The sequence below is a fragment of the Pantoea sp. CCBC3-3-1 genome (assembly GCF_007981265.1).
In the GTDB taxonomy this organism is placed as follows: domain Bacteria; phylum Pseudomonadota; class Gammaproteobacteria; order Enterobacterales; family Enterobacteriaceae; genus Erwinia.
In genome coordinates, this window is sequence record NZ_CP034363.1 from 4,683,091 (window position 1) to 4,698,575 (window position 15,485).

General features: G+C 51.7%; 11 protein-coding genes. 3 read left to right on the forward strand and 8 right to left on the reverse strand.

Going from position 1 to position 15,485, the window contains the following annotated elements; translation table 11 throughout:
* Positions 1-4 precede the first annotated feature (4 nt).
* Complete coding sequence (gene rnz, locus EHV07_RS21960; RefSeq protein WP_147200218.1) at positions 5-919, reverse strand: ribonuclease Z; 915 nt, start codon at positions 917-919, stop codon at positions 5-7.
* A gap of 177 nt (positions 920-1,096) precedes the next feature.
* On the opposite strand from rnz, the gene gorA reads away from it, so the two are divergent.
* Complete coding sequence (gene gorA / locus EHV07_RS21965) at positions 1,097-2,449, forward strand: glutathione-disulfide reductase (RefSeq protein WP_147200219.1); 1,353 nt, start codon at positions 1,097-1,099, stop codon at positions 2,447-2,449.
* A gap of 380 nt (positions 2,450-2,829) precedes the next feature.
* Here the strand turns inward: gorA and EHV07_RS21970 are convergent, their stop codons facing one another.
* From EHV07_RS21970 to EHV07_RS21990, 5 genes are all read right to left on the reverse strand, one after another.
* Complete coding sequence (locus EHV07_RS21970) at positions 2,830-5,022, reverse strand: hypothetical protein (protein WP_147200220.1); 2,193 nt, start codon at positions 5,020-5,022, stop codon at positions 2,830-2,832.
* A 380-nt stretch (positions 5,023-5,402) separates the two neighbouring features.
* Entirely contained in the window at positions 5,403-7,580 is a 2,178-nt protein-coding gene (locus EHV07_RS21975; protein WP_147200221.1) for a TonB-dependent siderophore receptor, read from the reverse strand.
* A gap of 258 nt (positions 7,581-7,838) precedes the next feature.
* Entirely contained in the window at positions 7,839-9,698 is a 1,860-nt protein-coding gene (locus tag EHV07_RS21980) for an amidohydrolase (RefSeq protein WP_147200222.1), read from the reverse strand.
* Entirely contained in the window at positions 9,695-10,270 is a 576-nt protein-coding gene (locus tag EHV07_RS21985; protein WP_147200223.1) for an antibiotic biosynthesis monooxygenase, read from the reverse strand. Before EHV07_RS21985 ends, EHV07_RS21980 begins: the two co-directional genes overlap by 4 nt.
* A gap of 45 nt (positions 10,271-10,315) precedes the next feature.
* Positions 10,316-10,957, reverse strand: a complete 642-nt coding sequence (locus EHV07_RS21990; RefSeq protein WP_147200224.1) for a hydrolase — start codon at positions 10,955-10,957, stop codon at positions 10,316-10,318.
* Between the two features lie 125 nt (positions 10,958-11,082).
* Here EHV07_RS21990 and EHV07_RS21995 point away from each other — a divergent pair, with 125 nt between their 5' ends.
* Positions 11,083-11,991: a LysR family transcriptional regulator gene (locus tag EHV07_RS21995; RefSeq protein ID WP_147200225.1), complete on the forward strand. Its 909-nt coding sequence runs from the start codon at positions 11,083-11,085 to the stop codon at positions 11,989-11,991.
* Between the two features lie 396 nt (positions 11,992-12,387).
* A complete protein-coding gene (locus EHV07_RS22000) occupies positions 12,388-13,209 on the forward strand; it encodes an alpha/beta fold hydrolase (protein WP_147200226.1) in 822 nt (273 codons plus the stop codon).
* A gap of 27 nt (positions 13,210-13,236) precedes the next feature.
* On the opposite strand, the gene birA is transcribed toward EHV07_RS22000, so the two are convergent.
* Together birA and murB are read right to left on the reverse strand one after the other, a co-directional pair.
* Positions 13,237-14,202, reverse strand: a complete 966-nt coding sequence (gene birA, locus EHV07_RS22005; RefSeq protein WP_147200227.1) for a bifunctional biotin--[acetyl-CoA-carboxylase] ligase/biotin operon repressor BirA — start codon at positions 14,200-14,202, stop codon at positions 13,237-13,239.
* Positions 14,199-15,236 carry a UDP-N-acetylmuramate dehydrogenase gene (gene murB, locus EHV07_RS22010; RefSeq protein WP_147200228.1) on the reverse strand — a complete coding sequence of 346 codons (1,038 nt, stop codon included), beginning with the start codon at positions 15,234-15,236 and terminating at the stop codon, positions 14,199-14,201. Before murB ends, birA begins: the two co-directional genes overlap by 4 nt.
* Between the last annotated feature and the right edge of the window lie 249 nt (positions 15,237-15,485).

Sequence of the window (15,485 nt, forward strand, 5' to 3'; positions counted from 1 at the left end):
CGGGCTAAACCTCAAACACTGAGAAATCATGCGCCATTTCGGTTGCAGGAAAAATCGCCCGACATTCCGCCAGTAGCCATTCGGTGTCTTCACGCAGATATCGTGAACTCAGATGCGTCACAATCAGCTTTTTCGCACCCGCTTCTTTTGCGGCTTTTGCCGCCTGAACCGTCGAAGAGTGTCCGCGGCTGTTGGCTTTTTCTTCCATCTCTGCCGCAAGCGTCGCCTCATGCACCATCACATCAACGTTAGCTGCCAGCTCGCGTGAAGCGGGTGTTGGGCTGGTATCGCCAAAGATCGCCAGCGTCAGTCCTTTGATTGCCGGGCCAAGGTATTTTCTGCCGTCGACGATCTGCCCGTCTTCCATGGTGACCGTTTTACCCAGTTTAAGCTGCTGGAAAAGCTTGCCCGGCTTGATACCGTCGGCCAGTAACCGCCCGGCATCCAGCGCGCCGGATTTGTCGTGTTCTTCAATACGGTAGCCGTAGCATTCGACCGGATGCGTCAGGGGATAAGCCGTTACGCGAAAATGCTCGTCGTTAAGCACCTCTCCGGCGGTGATTTCCACAATCTCCAGCGGAAACGTCAGCCATGAACCGCTTAAACCCAGGGTGGCTTCAACAAAGGCTTTAATGCCTTTTGGGCCATACAGCGTGATGCCGTCGGTAATGCCATTCATTGAGCGGCTGGTCAGTAAACCCGGCAGCCCAAAAATATGATCGCCATGCAAATGGGTGATGAAGATTTTTTCCAGCTTGCTGACTTTCAGTGGACAGCGCAGCATCTGGTGCTGGGTGCCTTCTCCGCAATCAAACAGCCAGAAGCCGTTATGTACACCTTGCAGGTTCAGCGCAATACTGGTGACGTTACGCAAACGGCTCGGCGTACCGCCGCCGGTACCTAAAAATAGCAGTTCCATTGAGTCTCTCTTTGCGGTTAATGGTCAAAATCTGTAAGTCAATCGGTTAAAAAAGATGCGTAACGGCCCTTTTCACGCAGGCCGCCCTATCACAATCATAGATGCAAACTTTGCGGCAATCAGCCGAGTAACGCTACACTATGGCCAGTTTACTTGACTTGCTTATGGGACACTTCGATGACCAAACATTATGACTACCTGGCTATTGGCGGCGGCAGCGGCGGCATCGCTTCGATTAACCGTGCCGCGATGTACGGACAAAAATGCGCGCTGATTGAAGCGAAAGAGCTGGGCGGCACCTGCGTGAACGTCGGTTGTGTACCGAAAAAAGTGATGTGGCACGCTGCGCAAATCGCAGAAGCGATTCATCAGTACGGCCCGGATTACGGTTTTAACACCACGGTGAACAGCTTTGACTGGTCCACGCTGGTAAAAAACCGCAGCGCCTATATCGACCGTATCCACAGCTCTTACGATAACGTGCTGGGCAAAAACAAAGTCGACGTGATTAAAGGCTATGCCCGCTTTGTTGATGCGCACACTGTTGAAGTGAACGGCGAAAAAATTACGGCGGATCATATTCTGATCGCCACCGGCGGCCGTCCGACCCATCCATCGATCCCTGGTGCGGAATATGGCATTGATTCTGACGGTTTCTTCGATCTGGATGCGCTGCCAAAGCGCACCGCTGTGGTCGGTGCAGGTTATATCGCTGTAGAAATCGCAGGCGTGGTGAATGCGCTGGGTTCAGAAACCCACCTGTTTGTGCGTAAGCATGCGCCGCTGCGTACCTTCGATCCGCTGATCGTCGATACGCTGGTTGAGGTGATGAACGCTGAAGGCCCAACGCTGCATACTGAATCCATTCCAAAAGCGGTTATCAAAAACGCTGACGGCAGCCTGACGCTCCAGCTGGAAAACGGCAAAGAGCAGACGGTAGATTGCCTGGTCTGGGCGATTGGTCGCGAACCGGCAACCGATAATCTGAACCTGAACGTGACCGGCGTTGAGCTGAACGAGAAAGGCTATATCAACGTCGATAAGTATCAGAACACTAACGTGAAAGGGATTTATGCCGTTGGCGATAATACCGGTGCCGTTGAACTGACGCCGGTTGCGGTTGCTGCGGGTCGTCGCCTGTCCGAGCGCCTGTTTAACAACAAGCCGGAAGAGCATCTGGACTACAGCAATGTGCCAACCGTGGTATTCAGCCATCCGCCAATCGGTACCGTTGGCCTGAGCGAACCGCAGGCGCGTGAGCAGTATGGCGATGACGAAGTGAAAGTTTACAAGTCATCCTTTACCGCGATGTATACCGCCGTGACTCAACATCGTCAGCCTTGCCGTATGAAGCTGGTCTGTGTGGGCAAAGATGAGAAAATCGTCGGTATCCACGGCATCGGTTATGGCATGGACGAAATGCTCCAGGGCTTTGCGGTGGCGTTGAAAATGGGCGCAACCAAGAAAGACTTCGACAATACCGTCGCCATTCACCCAACTGGCGCGGAAGAGTTTGTCACGATGCGTTAATCCTGAGAGCCCTTTCCTGGCTTTCTGATTCATCAAAAACTGGCTGTTACAGGCCAGTTTTTTTGTATCTGTCATACCTTTAAAGCAAATTTTTGTTCTGATTTACCGTGCTGAACCTGAGGCGTCGCCGGTTCAGCTTTTCCTGAGAAAAGCAGCCATCAAAAAGCGATTAACTTCATTCAGAACTTTATCTGGAGTGGTAAAGCACGGCCGAAACGGGACGTCGCCTGGGGCGTGGAGTAAAAGTAGCCCGTAGCAGGCAATAAGTTAAGTTTTAACCTGCACAAGCCATGACGGCATAAAGCCAGCGTCGTAAGTTGGGCATCCAACAAATCGGCGTGCGCTATGCAGTGATGGCTTTTAACTTCCGTATACAGCGACTACAAATTACCCTGCAATGCTTTCAGGTAGCAGAAATTAATAAAACGCGGTTCAGCATCAGAATGAATATAGCGTAGCCGGCCATTATCAGATTTTAATAACAGTTGAAATGACATCGCCGGAAAACCATTAAAGACCATACTCAGCGCCATCACCGCGCCCTCTTTCTCCAGCTTTCTTTCAGAAACGATCACCTGACTCATTCGCCAGCGCTGAGCGAGATCCGATTTAATATGGTTAATCTGATCCGCAGGGTTTTTCGCCTCCAGCGTCTGATTGTAGCGTCCATAAATTGTGCGATAGGCACGCTGTTTAATCGAACTGGCATCAGGCGATTGCAGTTGTTTGTCCAGGCCAATCTCACAACGCAGCTGATAATTATTGGCAAAATAGATCGGTTTACCCACCTGGCTAATTAAGCTGGTAATAATGAAATCAACCGCCAGCGTTTTTGAGGTCGCCAGGTTAGTTTCCTGACCCTTTTCACTCTGCCAGATATCTGGCCCTACACGCGTTAATACCATCAACGCGGGATCCTGAGTACTGAGGCGGGCCACGATCGGCGGCACACTAATATAGCCATTAGGCAGGGGAACCGGCACGCTTAACGCTTGCGGCGTCGGATCCGGTGCGCTGCCGTTTAACGGTACCCGCCATATTTTAATTAACGGTGGATTTTCAGCGGGATGACCACCTTCTACCCGCTTAAGATCCTCTGCCGACCAGGCAAGGCCGACCAGTGCCGTCCCCTCTTTTTTCCCCAGTCGTATTAGCGATAAAGGTTCATCTGTCTCCCTGGCACTCAGCGAAAACCGCTGAATAGCATTAGCAGGATTATTACCCAACGGCTGACGCGCGACGGCTACCCGGATTGAGTAATCTTTCCCACTATTATCCCTGATGAATTGTTTACCGCCGGGAGATACCTGCACGCCACGGGCAAAGGTCCAGGCGTGGGTGACTTTATTAGAAAAATCCCGTTCGAGCAGCATATCATGCGGCAGAAAACGGTACTGATTATGCACCGCGGTTAGCGGGCCATTAAGCGCATAATCCGGCATAGCGTCTTCGCTCCCGGCGTTGTTTTTCAGGAAGGACTTTTGCTCGATTTCTACTGAAGTTTTATTGCTACTCAGTACGCCACGATGCGTTAGCGCAAGCAAAAATGGCTTGTTTTCAATAATAGAAAACTTGTTCACTGAGGCATCAGCATCCCGTTCACAGACATAGCGGCCGGTCGCCATGCACGGCGTCAGCGCCAGCGTATATCTCGTTTTACCTGCGCTATTTTGTGAGGTTATCTCGAAAGGAATAAGGTGAACGCTGGTTTCACTGAATGAATTACGGGCCAGTGAAATCAGTGGCGGCAACGGGAGCCTGCCGTTGCTTTCTGCTGCGCCGGTTAATACAGGAGGCGTGGCGACAAGCGCATTGGGAAAGGGCACAGCACTGGCGCTGGCTGTTCCCGGCTTCGCTGACAGCACCCTCATCTTCACCGTGTTGCGCCAAAAATAGAACGAGCGGATCCCCAAATCGTTGCCGGGATCGGTAACGATCCCTTCTGGTACCGCGCGCCCTACAACATAGTTGTCGGCCATTGACGGTTGAGGATCGTATTCAAAAAAAGTTGAGCTTCTGCGGCTGTGAAAAGAACCCGCCCCGCCCAACGTCACACCCAACAACACTTCTTTGGCTTCATGCTCACAAGCGGTATACATCGAAAGAGGATTAAGTGGCTTATCACTGCTTTGGCCGTGGATCTGCCGACACAAACGATAAGCTGACCGTTGCAGCTGCGTGTCGCAATCGGCCTGACTATAGCCGTAAGTTGCATAGCCGTGTCGGTAGCAAAGGTCGTGCATCACACAAGCCTGGCGAAAGCGCAGGGAAATATTCGAACCGTCTTTTTCGCGCTTGAACGCAATTTTTTCCATCATTGTTGGAATGGAGCAGTTCAATCCTGTTCCCTGACCGCCAATAATGGCTTCGGTGGCTGCGGAAGAAGGATAAGTGGTGAATGTAGAAGGGGCTTCCGTTTCTTCCGGCTGCGCCAGCACCGGATAGACCTTTTCAGCGGCCATACCGGTAAACAGGCGCCCCGCAATCACCGCAAGCATCAGTAAAATAACCAGCAAGCCGATTGAAATAATTATCCAGCGGTAAGCGTGAATAAAATTTTTTATTTTTTGCATCACAGACGCTCCCGTTAAATGGTTGCTTTTATTTTTTTATCCATAAGAAGCGATGGCCCCTTTTACAAGGTATTAAAGGGAGTATAGGAAGAGTTATATCTGTGCAGGGTGAGTAAAGAAGGGAAAAGATAAATTCAAAATAAAAAATGAATAGAGCCGCTGCGTACGCGATTAATCACCCGTCAAGCGGGCGTGAGGCTGTTGACATAGTGCTGGCATGAGGAACATGAGCCTTCCATAAAGAGACAAAAAGCGGCGTTCATACGCGAGCGTTCCGTGCCGTCCATCGCTCAGGACGCTTTGTTTCAGGCTCATGTTCCTTATGCTTTGAGTTTATCAGCCGTTTAAAGCCAGCCTGAGCTGGCTTTCATCTTTAGTAATCAAAACGATAAGGTCATACCCGCATAATAAGCGCGGCCCGCTTCGTTATAGGTAGAAGCCCCTTCGTTTTCACGGTAGATGCGCTTGTCGAACAGGTTGCTGATGCCCGCTTTCACCTGTACGTTTTTCACCACAGCATAATTCGCACCGATGCCAACGATAGAGTAAGCACTCACCGCTTTGTTTGAAAGGCTACCCACCTCATTACGGATTTCTGCATACTGACGCGGTTTCTGTCTGCCGTAGAATGTCCAGTTAAGATTTGTGGAGAGCTTTTCCGTGACCTGATAATCCAGCATCGTATTGATGGTATATTCAGGAATAATGGATAGCGGATTGCCGGTGTCTTTATTTTCTGACGTAATCATATAGGTCGCATTAGTACGCCAGTCCAGCGTATCTTTAACGATCGGGATGGTCAGATTACCTTCCAGCCCTTCCACCAGCGCTTTGCCGCCATTTTCCCAACGCAGGATATTGTAGCCATTAGAGGCGTAGCCAAGAATGTCGGTACCGGAAACGATTTTATTTTTATAATCGTTGCGGAAATAGGTGATACCGGCAGCATAACCTTTATGATTAAATTCCAGCCCGATCTCTTTGTTAATGCTGATTTCCGGATCGAGGTCGCCGTTACCCATCAAATAACAGCTATTTTTTTCAATGGTATTTGGGCAACCGTTGCCACGTGTGGCCAGCAGATAGCCTTGACTCGACTGGTAAAGGTTCGGTGCTTTAAAGACGCGCGCGATACCGGCTTTCAGCTTGAAATAATCTCCCAACGCCTGAGAGGCATTGAGGCTTGGGCTGAAATTGCCGCCAAACTTGCTGTGATAATCAAAGCGTAAACCGGGGATCAGGTTGGTGCCGGCGACAGGCTCAATGTTATCTTCAACATAGATCGCGCTCAGCTCTGCGCTGTTTTTGGAACTGCGGTGGTCTGAAATACCGATGCCCGTAACATTGCTGGTACTGGTAGTCTGCATTGACGCCGGATCGTTCAACGCTTCGCGATTCCATTCCGCGCCCAGCGTCAGCGTCTGATCCAGCCATTTTTCTACCGGGATAGTCACTTCGCCGCTGGTGCGGTAATTTTTCAGGCGGCTGGTGTCATAAGCTTCGCTGTTAATCATTCCTTCCACACGACCCGTCGTTCCTTCATGCAGACGGGTATTGTTGGTTTTCTCATAGTAAAAACCGACTTTCGACTGGCCCCAGTCCCAGATGCCGTTATGGGTAATGCCGTAGGTCTGGCGATACATGCGGTTGGTTTCATGGCCATAAAGTGAAGAGACCAGGCCGTTGGGGCTGATATTGCCGTTGCTGTGTTGCGTATCACCCGCGTAGATATTGCCCTGTCGGCTGTAGCCGAGATCCAAATCGACAATCTGCGTCGGCGTCATCTTCCATGAGAACTGCGCGTTGATGTCTTTATTGCGTACCCCTTCCCGGCCTGCTGCGTAACTGCCGTTTTGCGCCGTATTAATATCCAGGGCATCGGCATCGGTTTTATTGTAATTGCCGTACAGGCGCATGGTTAACGCCTCGCCTGCCAGCGGGCCGCTCAGGCTAAAATTGGTGCGTTTGGTCGCACCCTCCTGGTCATTTTCCGGCTGGTTAGTGAACAGAGAAAGCGAGCCGTGCCAGTCGTTCGTTGGGCGTTTGGTAATGATATTAATCACACCGCCCGCCGCGCCAGAGCCATAACGCGCTGCCGCCGGGCCGCGCAGAATATCAATACGTTCGACCATCTCTGCTGGCACCCAGTTAGTATCACCGCGCGTATCGCGTTCGCCCCGCCAGCTGTAGCGCACAGAATTACGTGAAGTGGTTGGCACGCCATCAATTAAAATCAACGTGTTTTCTGGCCCCATCCCACGGATGTCGATTTGGCGATTATTACCCCGGCTCCCGGTGGCGCTGTTGCCGGTGAGATTGACGCCAGGCATTTTGCGGATGATATCGGAAAGGTCATTAACAGGCGGATTTTTAGCGATGTCTTCAGCGGTGATAACCGACACGCCAGGCTGCTGCTTTAGCTGTTCTTCGGCAGTACGAGTGACCAGCATTTGTGCTTCGTCATCCTGTTCTGTTTCAGCCGCCAAGGCCGGACTACTCAGAAAGCAGGCGATAACTATCGCCAGAGGTTTGAATTTGAAACCAGTTATGTCAACCATTAATCATTTCCCTGATTATGTATCATTGTGTTAGTGAATGCGCATGATAACGATAATTATTCCTTTTTGCATATGGAAGGGCAAACTTCACATTTCATCCTTTTTTCGGGAAAAGATTGATCAAACCCCTCAGTCCTGATTCACCAACAAAACCGTAGCCTGGCCTTTTATGCGCCCATTTCCTGTTGGTTAAAATTAAAAAGGCCGCGCTTTGCAGCACGGCCTTTAACCTGAGCGGTAATAGCTAAAGGATACCGATTAGAAGGCGAAGCAGGAGCAGCCCAGCGCACCCCAAAATGCATTGTCGTCGGAAACGGGAACGGTCGAATGCCGCGCTACGTTATGCGAATGCTGATGCACACCACACGGCCCGCTGCACTGATGCACTTGTTGCGTCACCCCGACTCGCTCAGGCGGTGCACTGCGGTAATGCCCCGGCACGTTAACCACCGGAGACCACTCCGGTAACACCGGTATTGGCGGCGGAGAAAGCGGACTGAACCCACCCGCTGCGTAAACAATTTCGCCATCGACTACGGTTAATACCGATTCAATTCCTTTAATCTCTTCTTCCGTTACGCTGAAGTAATCTTTTGAAAGAATGACCAGATCCGCCAGCTGTCCGGCTTTGATTTGCCCTTTTTTACCCTGTTCGCTGGAGAACCACGCGCTGCCCTGCGTCCACAGCATCAGCGCCGTTTCACGATCCAGCCTGGCGTGCTCGTCATACATCGCCATGCCGCCGACCGTCCGTCCGGAGACCAGCCAGTAAAGCGCGGTCCACGGGTTATAGCTCGCTACGCGGGTTGCGTCGGTGCCCAGGCCTACCGGCAGCTCAGCGTTAAGCATTTTTCTCACCGGGGGCGTCTGCTTCACGGCATCAGCGCCATAACGATCGGCAAAGTATTCGCCCTGAAAAGCCATCCGGTGCTGCACGGCAATACCGCCGCCAAGCCGCTTCACCCGTTCAATATTGGCTTCGGTGATGGTCTCAGCGTGATCGAAGAACCAGTGCAAACCGTTGAAAGGAATGTCGCGGTTGACCTTCTCGAAGACGTCGAGCATGCGGCCGATCGATTCGTTGTAAGTGGCATGCAGACGGAACGGCCAGCGATGCTCAACCAAATGGCGTACCACGCGTTCCAGTTCGTCTTCCATTCCCGGTGCCAGATCCGGACGCGGCTCCAGAAAATCTTCAAAGTCCGCCGCTGAAAACACCAGCATTTCACCCGCGCCGTTATGACGATAGAAATCGGTGCCCTGGCCAGGTTTAAGCATATCGGTCCATTTTTCAAAATCTTCCACTTCCTGGCCGGGGCGCTGGGTGAAGAGGTTATAAGCGATACGCACCGTGAGCTGCTTTTTAGCGTGCAGTTCGGCGATCACCTCATAATCGTCCGGGTAGTTCTGAAAACCGCCGCCCGCATCAATAGCGCTGGTCAGACCGAGCCGGTTCAGCTCGCGCATAAACTGACGCGTTGAATTTACCTGCTGCTCAAGCGGAAGCTTTGGCCCTTTTGCTAACGTGGCATACAGCAGCATGGCATTTGGTCGCGCAATCAGCATGCCGGTTGGATTGCCGTTGCTATCGCGCTGGATTTCGCCACCTGGCGGATTTGGCGTATCACGCGTATAACCCACCACTCTTAATGCTGCCCGGTTTAGCAATGCACGATCGTAGAGATGCAGAATGAATACGGGCGTATCCGGCGCGGCCTCATTGATTTCATCCAGCGTCGGCATGCGTTTTTCTGCGAACTGAAATTCAGTCCAGCCGCCAACCACGCGTACCCATTGCGGATTAGGCGTACGCAGCGCCTGCTCTTTCAGCATTCTTAATGCATCGGCCAGCGAAGGCACGCCTTCCCAGCGCAGTTCAAGATTGTAATTCAGGCCACCCCGGATCAGATGCAGGTGAGAATCGTTGAGGCCGGGAATTCCTGTCGAGCCTTGTAGATCGACGACCTGAGTCGCCTCGCCGGCGTAGTGCATCACCTCGGCTTCGCTGCCAACAGCCAGGAATTTACCGTCTTTTATTGCCACCGCCGTTGCCAGCGGTTTATCACCATCAACCGTATGAAAATTGCCATTCGTCAGAATCAATGAGGCTGTATTCATTTTTCTTCTCCGGGTGGGGTCTGAGGGCTAAGCCAGTTTTTTAGCAAACGCGTGATCGCAGGCATCCATAGCCAGACCACCAGCGCAACGACGCTGACATCATTTAAAAAATGTCCTGGCAGCGTACCTTTCAGATTGGGAAACAGCTCGCTCCAGAACCAGGGAACCAGATTGGTGGAAGGAAAAATAACCGCCAGCGTAACCAGAAACTGTTTCCAGCGCGCCGGAGAACGTTGACCGGGCGCGGGGGGCGTAAACCAGAATGCCGCACCAGGCCGCATTTCGATATGTTCTTTCCCGCTAAGTAACGTGGCTAATTCTGCTACGCGTGCTTTACGCTGATCTGACTGTAACCAGTGATAAAGATTATCGACATTATTAAATCTGATTAGCACGGTATAAGTCAGCTCGCCATGTACCGGGCGCAGCACGTTCACGCCAAGATGTCCGCTAAACAGCGCCGCTTCCGGCATGATCACCGCCAGCCAGCGTTCGTAGTCAGCCTGCTTTCCCGCCTGCACGCTGTGGGTTATCACTAAAGTGATATGTTCGGGTTGATGAGGCCAGTCCACATTATTCTCCTTCCGGTTTCCCCCGGCCTTCACCGGGGGGAGCGATCAAGCTTTGCGGGCTGGTGCTTTGTGCACCATGGTGTAGGCATAATCTACGCCCATGCCGTATGCACCGCTGTGTTCACGAACCAGATCCATTACCGCATCGTAGGTTTCCTTACGGGCCCAGTCGCGCTGGTACTCCAGCAGCACCTGCTGCCAGGTTACCGGTACTGCACCTGCCTGCACGATGCGGTCGATTGAACGCTCATGGGCATCTACGCTGGTGCCGCCTGACGTATCGGTCACCGCATAGACTTCGTAGCCCGCTTTCAGCGCCATCAGCGCCGGGAAAGTCAGACACACTTCTGTCCACAACGCAGAGATAATTAGCTTTTTACGGCCGGTCGCCTCCACCGCTTTAACAAATGCCGCATCTTCCCAGGAGTTCATTGAAGTACGCTCAATCGGCTGCACGTCAGGGTGTACCGCCAGCAGTTCCGGCCAGATATAGCCGCTAAAACTTTCCGTTTCCACCGAGGTATAAATCACCGGCACGTCAAAAATCTTGCCCGCTTTGGCTAATGCCACGGTGTTATTTTTAAGCTGCTGGCGATCGATGTTGGCAACGCCAAAGGACATCTGAGGCTGGTGGTCAATGAAAATCAGAGCAGAATTCTGTGGGTCGAGCAGGTCGAGTTTAGACATGATGATTTCCTCTTTACGTTAATTAATTGTTGCGTTGTGTGGTGAAACAATACGAAATAAGAACCGTTCTTGATAACGGAAAGATTTTGGGTTGTTGTTCAACAATTTTTGGGTTGGGGAAAACAATGCGATTAAACCTTGAAGCGCTGCTGATCCTGGATGCGCTGGAGCGTCACGGCACCTTTGCTGCGGCTGCGGCCAGACTTTTTAAAACAGCTTCGGCACTCAGCTACACGGTGCAGAAGATGGAAAGCGACCTGAATATCAAGCTGCTCGACCGGTCAGGGCATCGGGCAACCTTTACCCCGACAGGCCGTCTGATGCTGGAAAAAGGCCGGGTATTATTACGGGCGGTGGGCGAACTGGAGCAGCAGGCGCAATATGTCGAAAGTGGCTGGGAGAGTAAGCTGACTATCAGCGTGGACGCGGCGGTGCCTTTTGCGCTGCTAACGCCGCTCATTGACCGCTTCTACCAGCAGCATCAGCATACGCAACTGCTGTTTCGTCAGGATGTGCTGGCAGGCTGCTGGGAAGCGTTAAGCTATGGTGATGCTGATATTGTATTTGGCGCTATACAGGAACCGGTAACACGCAGCGGGATCGGCTGGGTTCCCATCGGCTGGCTGGAATATGTCTTTGCTATCGCGCCGCATCATCCGCTGGCTTCGCTTCCTCAACCCTTATTGCGCGAACAGGTTCGGCAGTATCGTGCAATAGTGGTTCACGACTCTTCCCACCGCGGCGTCGGCGCTGATTTACGCGTGCTGGATGAGCAAAAAACGTTAAGCGTGCATGATTTTAATGCGAAATTGCAGGCGCATCTTGCCGGGCTGGGCTGCGGCTTTTTACCGCGTTATCTGGCGGCGCCCTGGCTGGAAACCGGTGAGCTGGTTGAACGCAGGCTGGATAGCGATGCCCGACGCGATCAGGCTTTTCTGGCATGGAATGAAAACGCGACGGGCAATGCAGCGAAATGGTGGCGAGATAATCTGCAATCTTTTGAAGGGCTGAAATCCCTCTATAACGCGGCATAAAGTGTCTGGCGGCGCGCTTTTCTGACAGCGCCAGTGGTGCTGGCGAAAGGAGCACGGGCCTGCCGGCCCAACCTGCGCTTTTAGTTTGTTATTTCTCCGACGGCTTTCTTAAGGCAGGTATTTTTATCGTACGGACAGAGAGTGATTCATCAGGCTTTACCCGGCTGGCGCTTCGCGCGCCGGTGAATGTTGAGCTGCTGGAAGTGACAATAAGAGAAGGAAAAGTTTGCGAATAGCGGAAAGAATTTGGCGAGTTGTTCAGAAATTTTTGTTTTGTCAGTGGGATAGCTTATAGAGAATCTTTCAACAACTTGTTAAGAATTCTGATTTATCATTCTGCAGAAAGGAGCGCTATGTTTATTGTACCGAAAACAACCACGACCCAAGGAAATAAACATGAGCACATTTAACACACAAGATGGCACGCAAATTTATTTTAAAGATTGGGGTAAAGGAAAACCGGTATTGTTCAGTCACGGCTGGCCGTTAGACGCCGATATGTGGGACAGCCAGCTAAATTTTCTCGCTGAGCGCGGCTACCGCGTGATTGCTTTTGACCGACGTGGCTTTGGCCGCTCGGATCAGCCCTGGGAAGGCTATAACTACGATACCTTCGCTTCAGATATCAACGATCTGATCCAGCATCTGGATTTGCATGACGTGACGCTGGTGGGCTTTTCAATGGGCGGCGGCGATGTGGCCCGTTACATCGGCCGTTATGGCAGCGATCGTGTCCGCGCGCTGGCTTTATTAGGTGCGGTAACGCCTTTCTTCATTAAAACCGATGACCATCCGGAAGGCGTGGAGAAATCAGTCTTTGATGGGATCAAAGAGGGATTACTGAAAGATCGTGCCCAGTTTATTAGCGATTTCGCTACGCCATTCTATGGCCTGAATAAAGGAATGACCGTTTCCGATGGGGTGCTGGCCCAGACGCTGAATATTGCCCTGCTGGCTTCGCTGAAAGGGACGCTGGACTGCGTTACTGCTTTCTCAGAGACGGATTTCCGACCTGATATCGCTAAAGTCACAGTGCCAACGCTGGTTATTCATGGAGATGCCGACCAGGTGGTGCCTTTCGAAGCCACAGGTAAGCTGGCAGCGGCTTCTATTAAAGGTTCACAGCTCAAAGTCTATGAAGGTGCACCGCATGGCTTTGCCGTAACGCATCAGCAACAGCTGAATGAAGACCTGCTGACTTTTCTTGAATCACTCTGAGAGCGTTGAGGGGCCTGGCCCCTCTTATTAAGCGTGCTGGGGACGCAGCGAAATTTCGCCGCCGACCCAGGATTTACGAACGCCATCCTGTTCCAGAATCAATCCACCTTGCTGATCGATACCGCGTGCAATACCCAAAATTTCCCGTTCGCCAATCAGCAGTTTTACCGGCCGATTAATAAAATTATCCAGCTCGCTCCAGCGATCGATAAAAGGTGCCAGCCCTTCGCGTTCAAACAGCTGCAAAGATTCACGCATCTTGTTTACCAGGCTTGCGGCAAGCTTATTGCGATCGATAGTCACTCCCGCTTCCTGCAAATTAATCCATCCCTGATTAACCACGGTAGTGTCGGGCGAATTCATTGCCAGATTGATCCCGGTTCCAATTACAATCTGTGCGGCATCGCCGGTTTTACCTGTTAATTCAACCAGGATACCGGCAAGTTTGCGATCTTTCAGATAAAGGTCATTTGGCCATTTAACCCTGACATCGCTTGCCCCAAGCGCCTGTAAAACTTCTGCTGTGACGATGCCAATTACCAGACTCAGCCCCATTGCAGCAAGCGGCCCCTGCTCCAGACGCCAGTACATGGAAAGATAAAGGTTAGATCCAAAAGGTGAAAACCACTGCCTGCCGCGACGCCCTCTTCCCGCCTGCTGATATTCCGCGACACAGGCATCGCCAGACTGGAGTTCGTTCATTCTTTCCAGTAAATACTGGTTCGTCGAGTCGATCACTGGGATCACCGCGAGCCGGCCATGATCCAGATGAGAAGCAATGGTTTGTTCATTTAGCAGCTGGATGGGTAACGGCAGACTGTAACCTTTGCCGGTAACGGTAAAAACGTCAATACCCCAGTCCTTCAGAGTTTGAATATGCTTATTGATGGCGGCACGACTCATTCCTAACTGCTCGCCAAGCTGCTCACCAGAATGAAATTCGCCATCAGCAAGGATGCCGATCAGGGTTAGCGGAACGGTATTGTCTTTCATGCGATAACTCCGACAGCCTCTTTTTCGCCCTGTGCACCGATAAAACGCACCTCGGGTTCAAGCCACACGTTAAATTTATTCCCTACACGCTGACGCACTTCATGCGCCAGCGCCACAATATCACTGCCGTTTGCACGATCTTTATTGATCAAAACCAGGGCCTGCTGGCGATGTACCGCCGCGCCACCTATGCTGTGTCCTTTGAGATCGCAGCGATCGATTAGCCATCCGGCCGCCAGTTTGACCCGGCCATCGGCTTGCGGATATACGGGGGCGGCAGGATATTCAGCAAGAATAGATTGAGCCTGTTCAGCAGATACAACCGGGTTCTTGAAAAAACTACCGGCATTACCGACGTCTGCGGGGTTGGGTAATTTACTGCTGCGCATGTGGCAAACCGCATCGTAAATCTGGCGTGGCGTGACGTTTTCAGGTGATAACTTAATCAAATCGCCATAAGTGACCACCGGATGCCATTGTTTTCTAAGCTGTAAGCCGACGGCAACAATCGCGTATCCAGTCTGATATTGATGTTTGAAGATGCTATCCCGATAGCCAAACCGGCATTCCTCTGCTGAAAGCCGCTGTGTGTCTCCTGAAGACAGATGCAGGATGTCGACATACTCGCAAACGTTCTTCAGTTCAACGCCATAAGCACCAATGTTCTGAATCGGTGCCGAACCCACACATCCCGGGATCATCGCCAGGTTTTCTAATCCTGGAAAATGATGTTCCAGAGTGTACTGGACCAACTGATGCCAGTTTTCGCCAGCCCCTACATGCAGATGCCATGCATTTTCGCTTTCCTGAGCGCTAATGCCTTTGAGACGATTGACGATAACCGTTCCCTGAAAGTCTTCTAAAAACAGGATATTACTACCTTCACCTAAGAGTAAAACAGGCTGTTGCTGTTGCTGACTTTTCTGCCAGGCAGCCCTTAATTCCTCCGCCGTTTCTGCGATGACAATACAGTGAGCAGTGGCATCAAGATTAAAGGTGTTGAAGGGTTTCAGGGAATGGATCGGGCTGGACATGAGGCGACCTTTACAATTTTAACTGCCCGTAGTTTACCCGATTCAGGGCTGTATCGCTGAATGATTTATTACCGGGTTTAATCAGCTGGCTGTCCCGCAGTAGTGAAAAACCGTGTTGAAACAGACAGCCAGCCCGACCGGCAGGTGCCGCTGAACGTACTGGTAGTACGAGCCGCAGCCGACCATAAGACTACTTATTTGCGGGAAGCGGGCATTTTTTCTGCCTTAACCTTTTCTGGCCCCAAACGC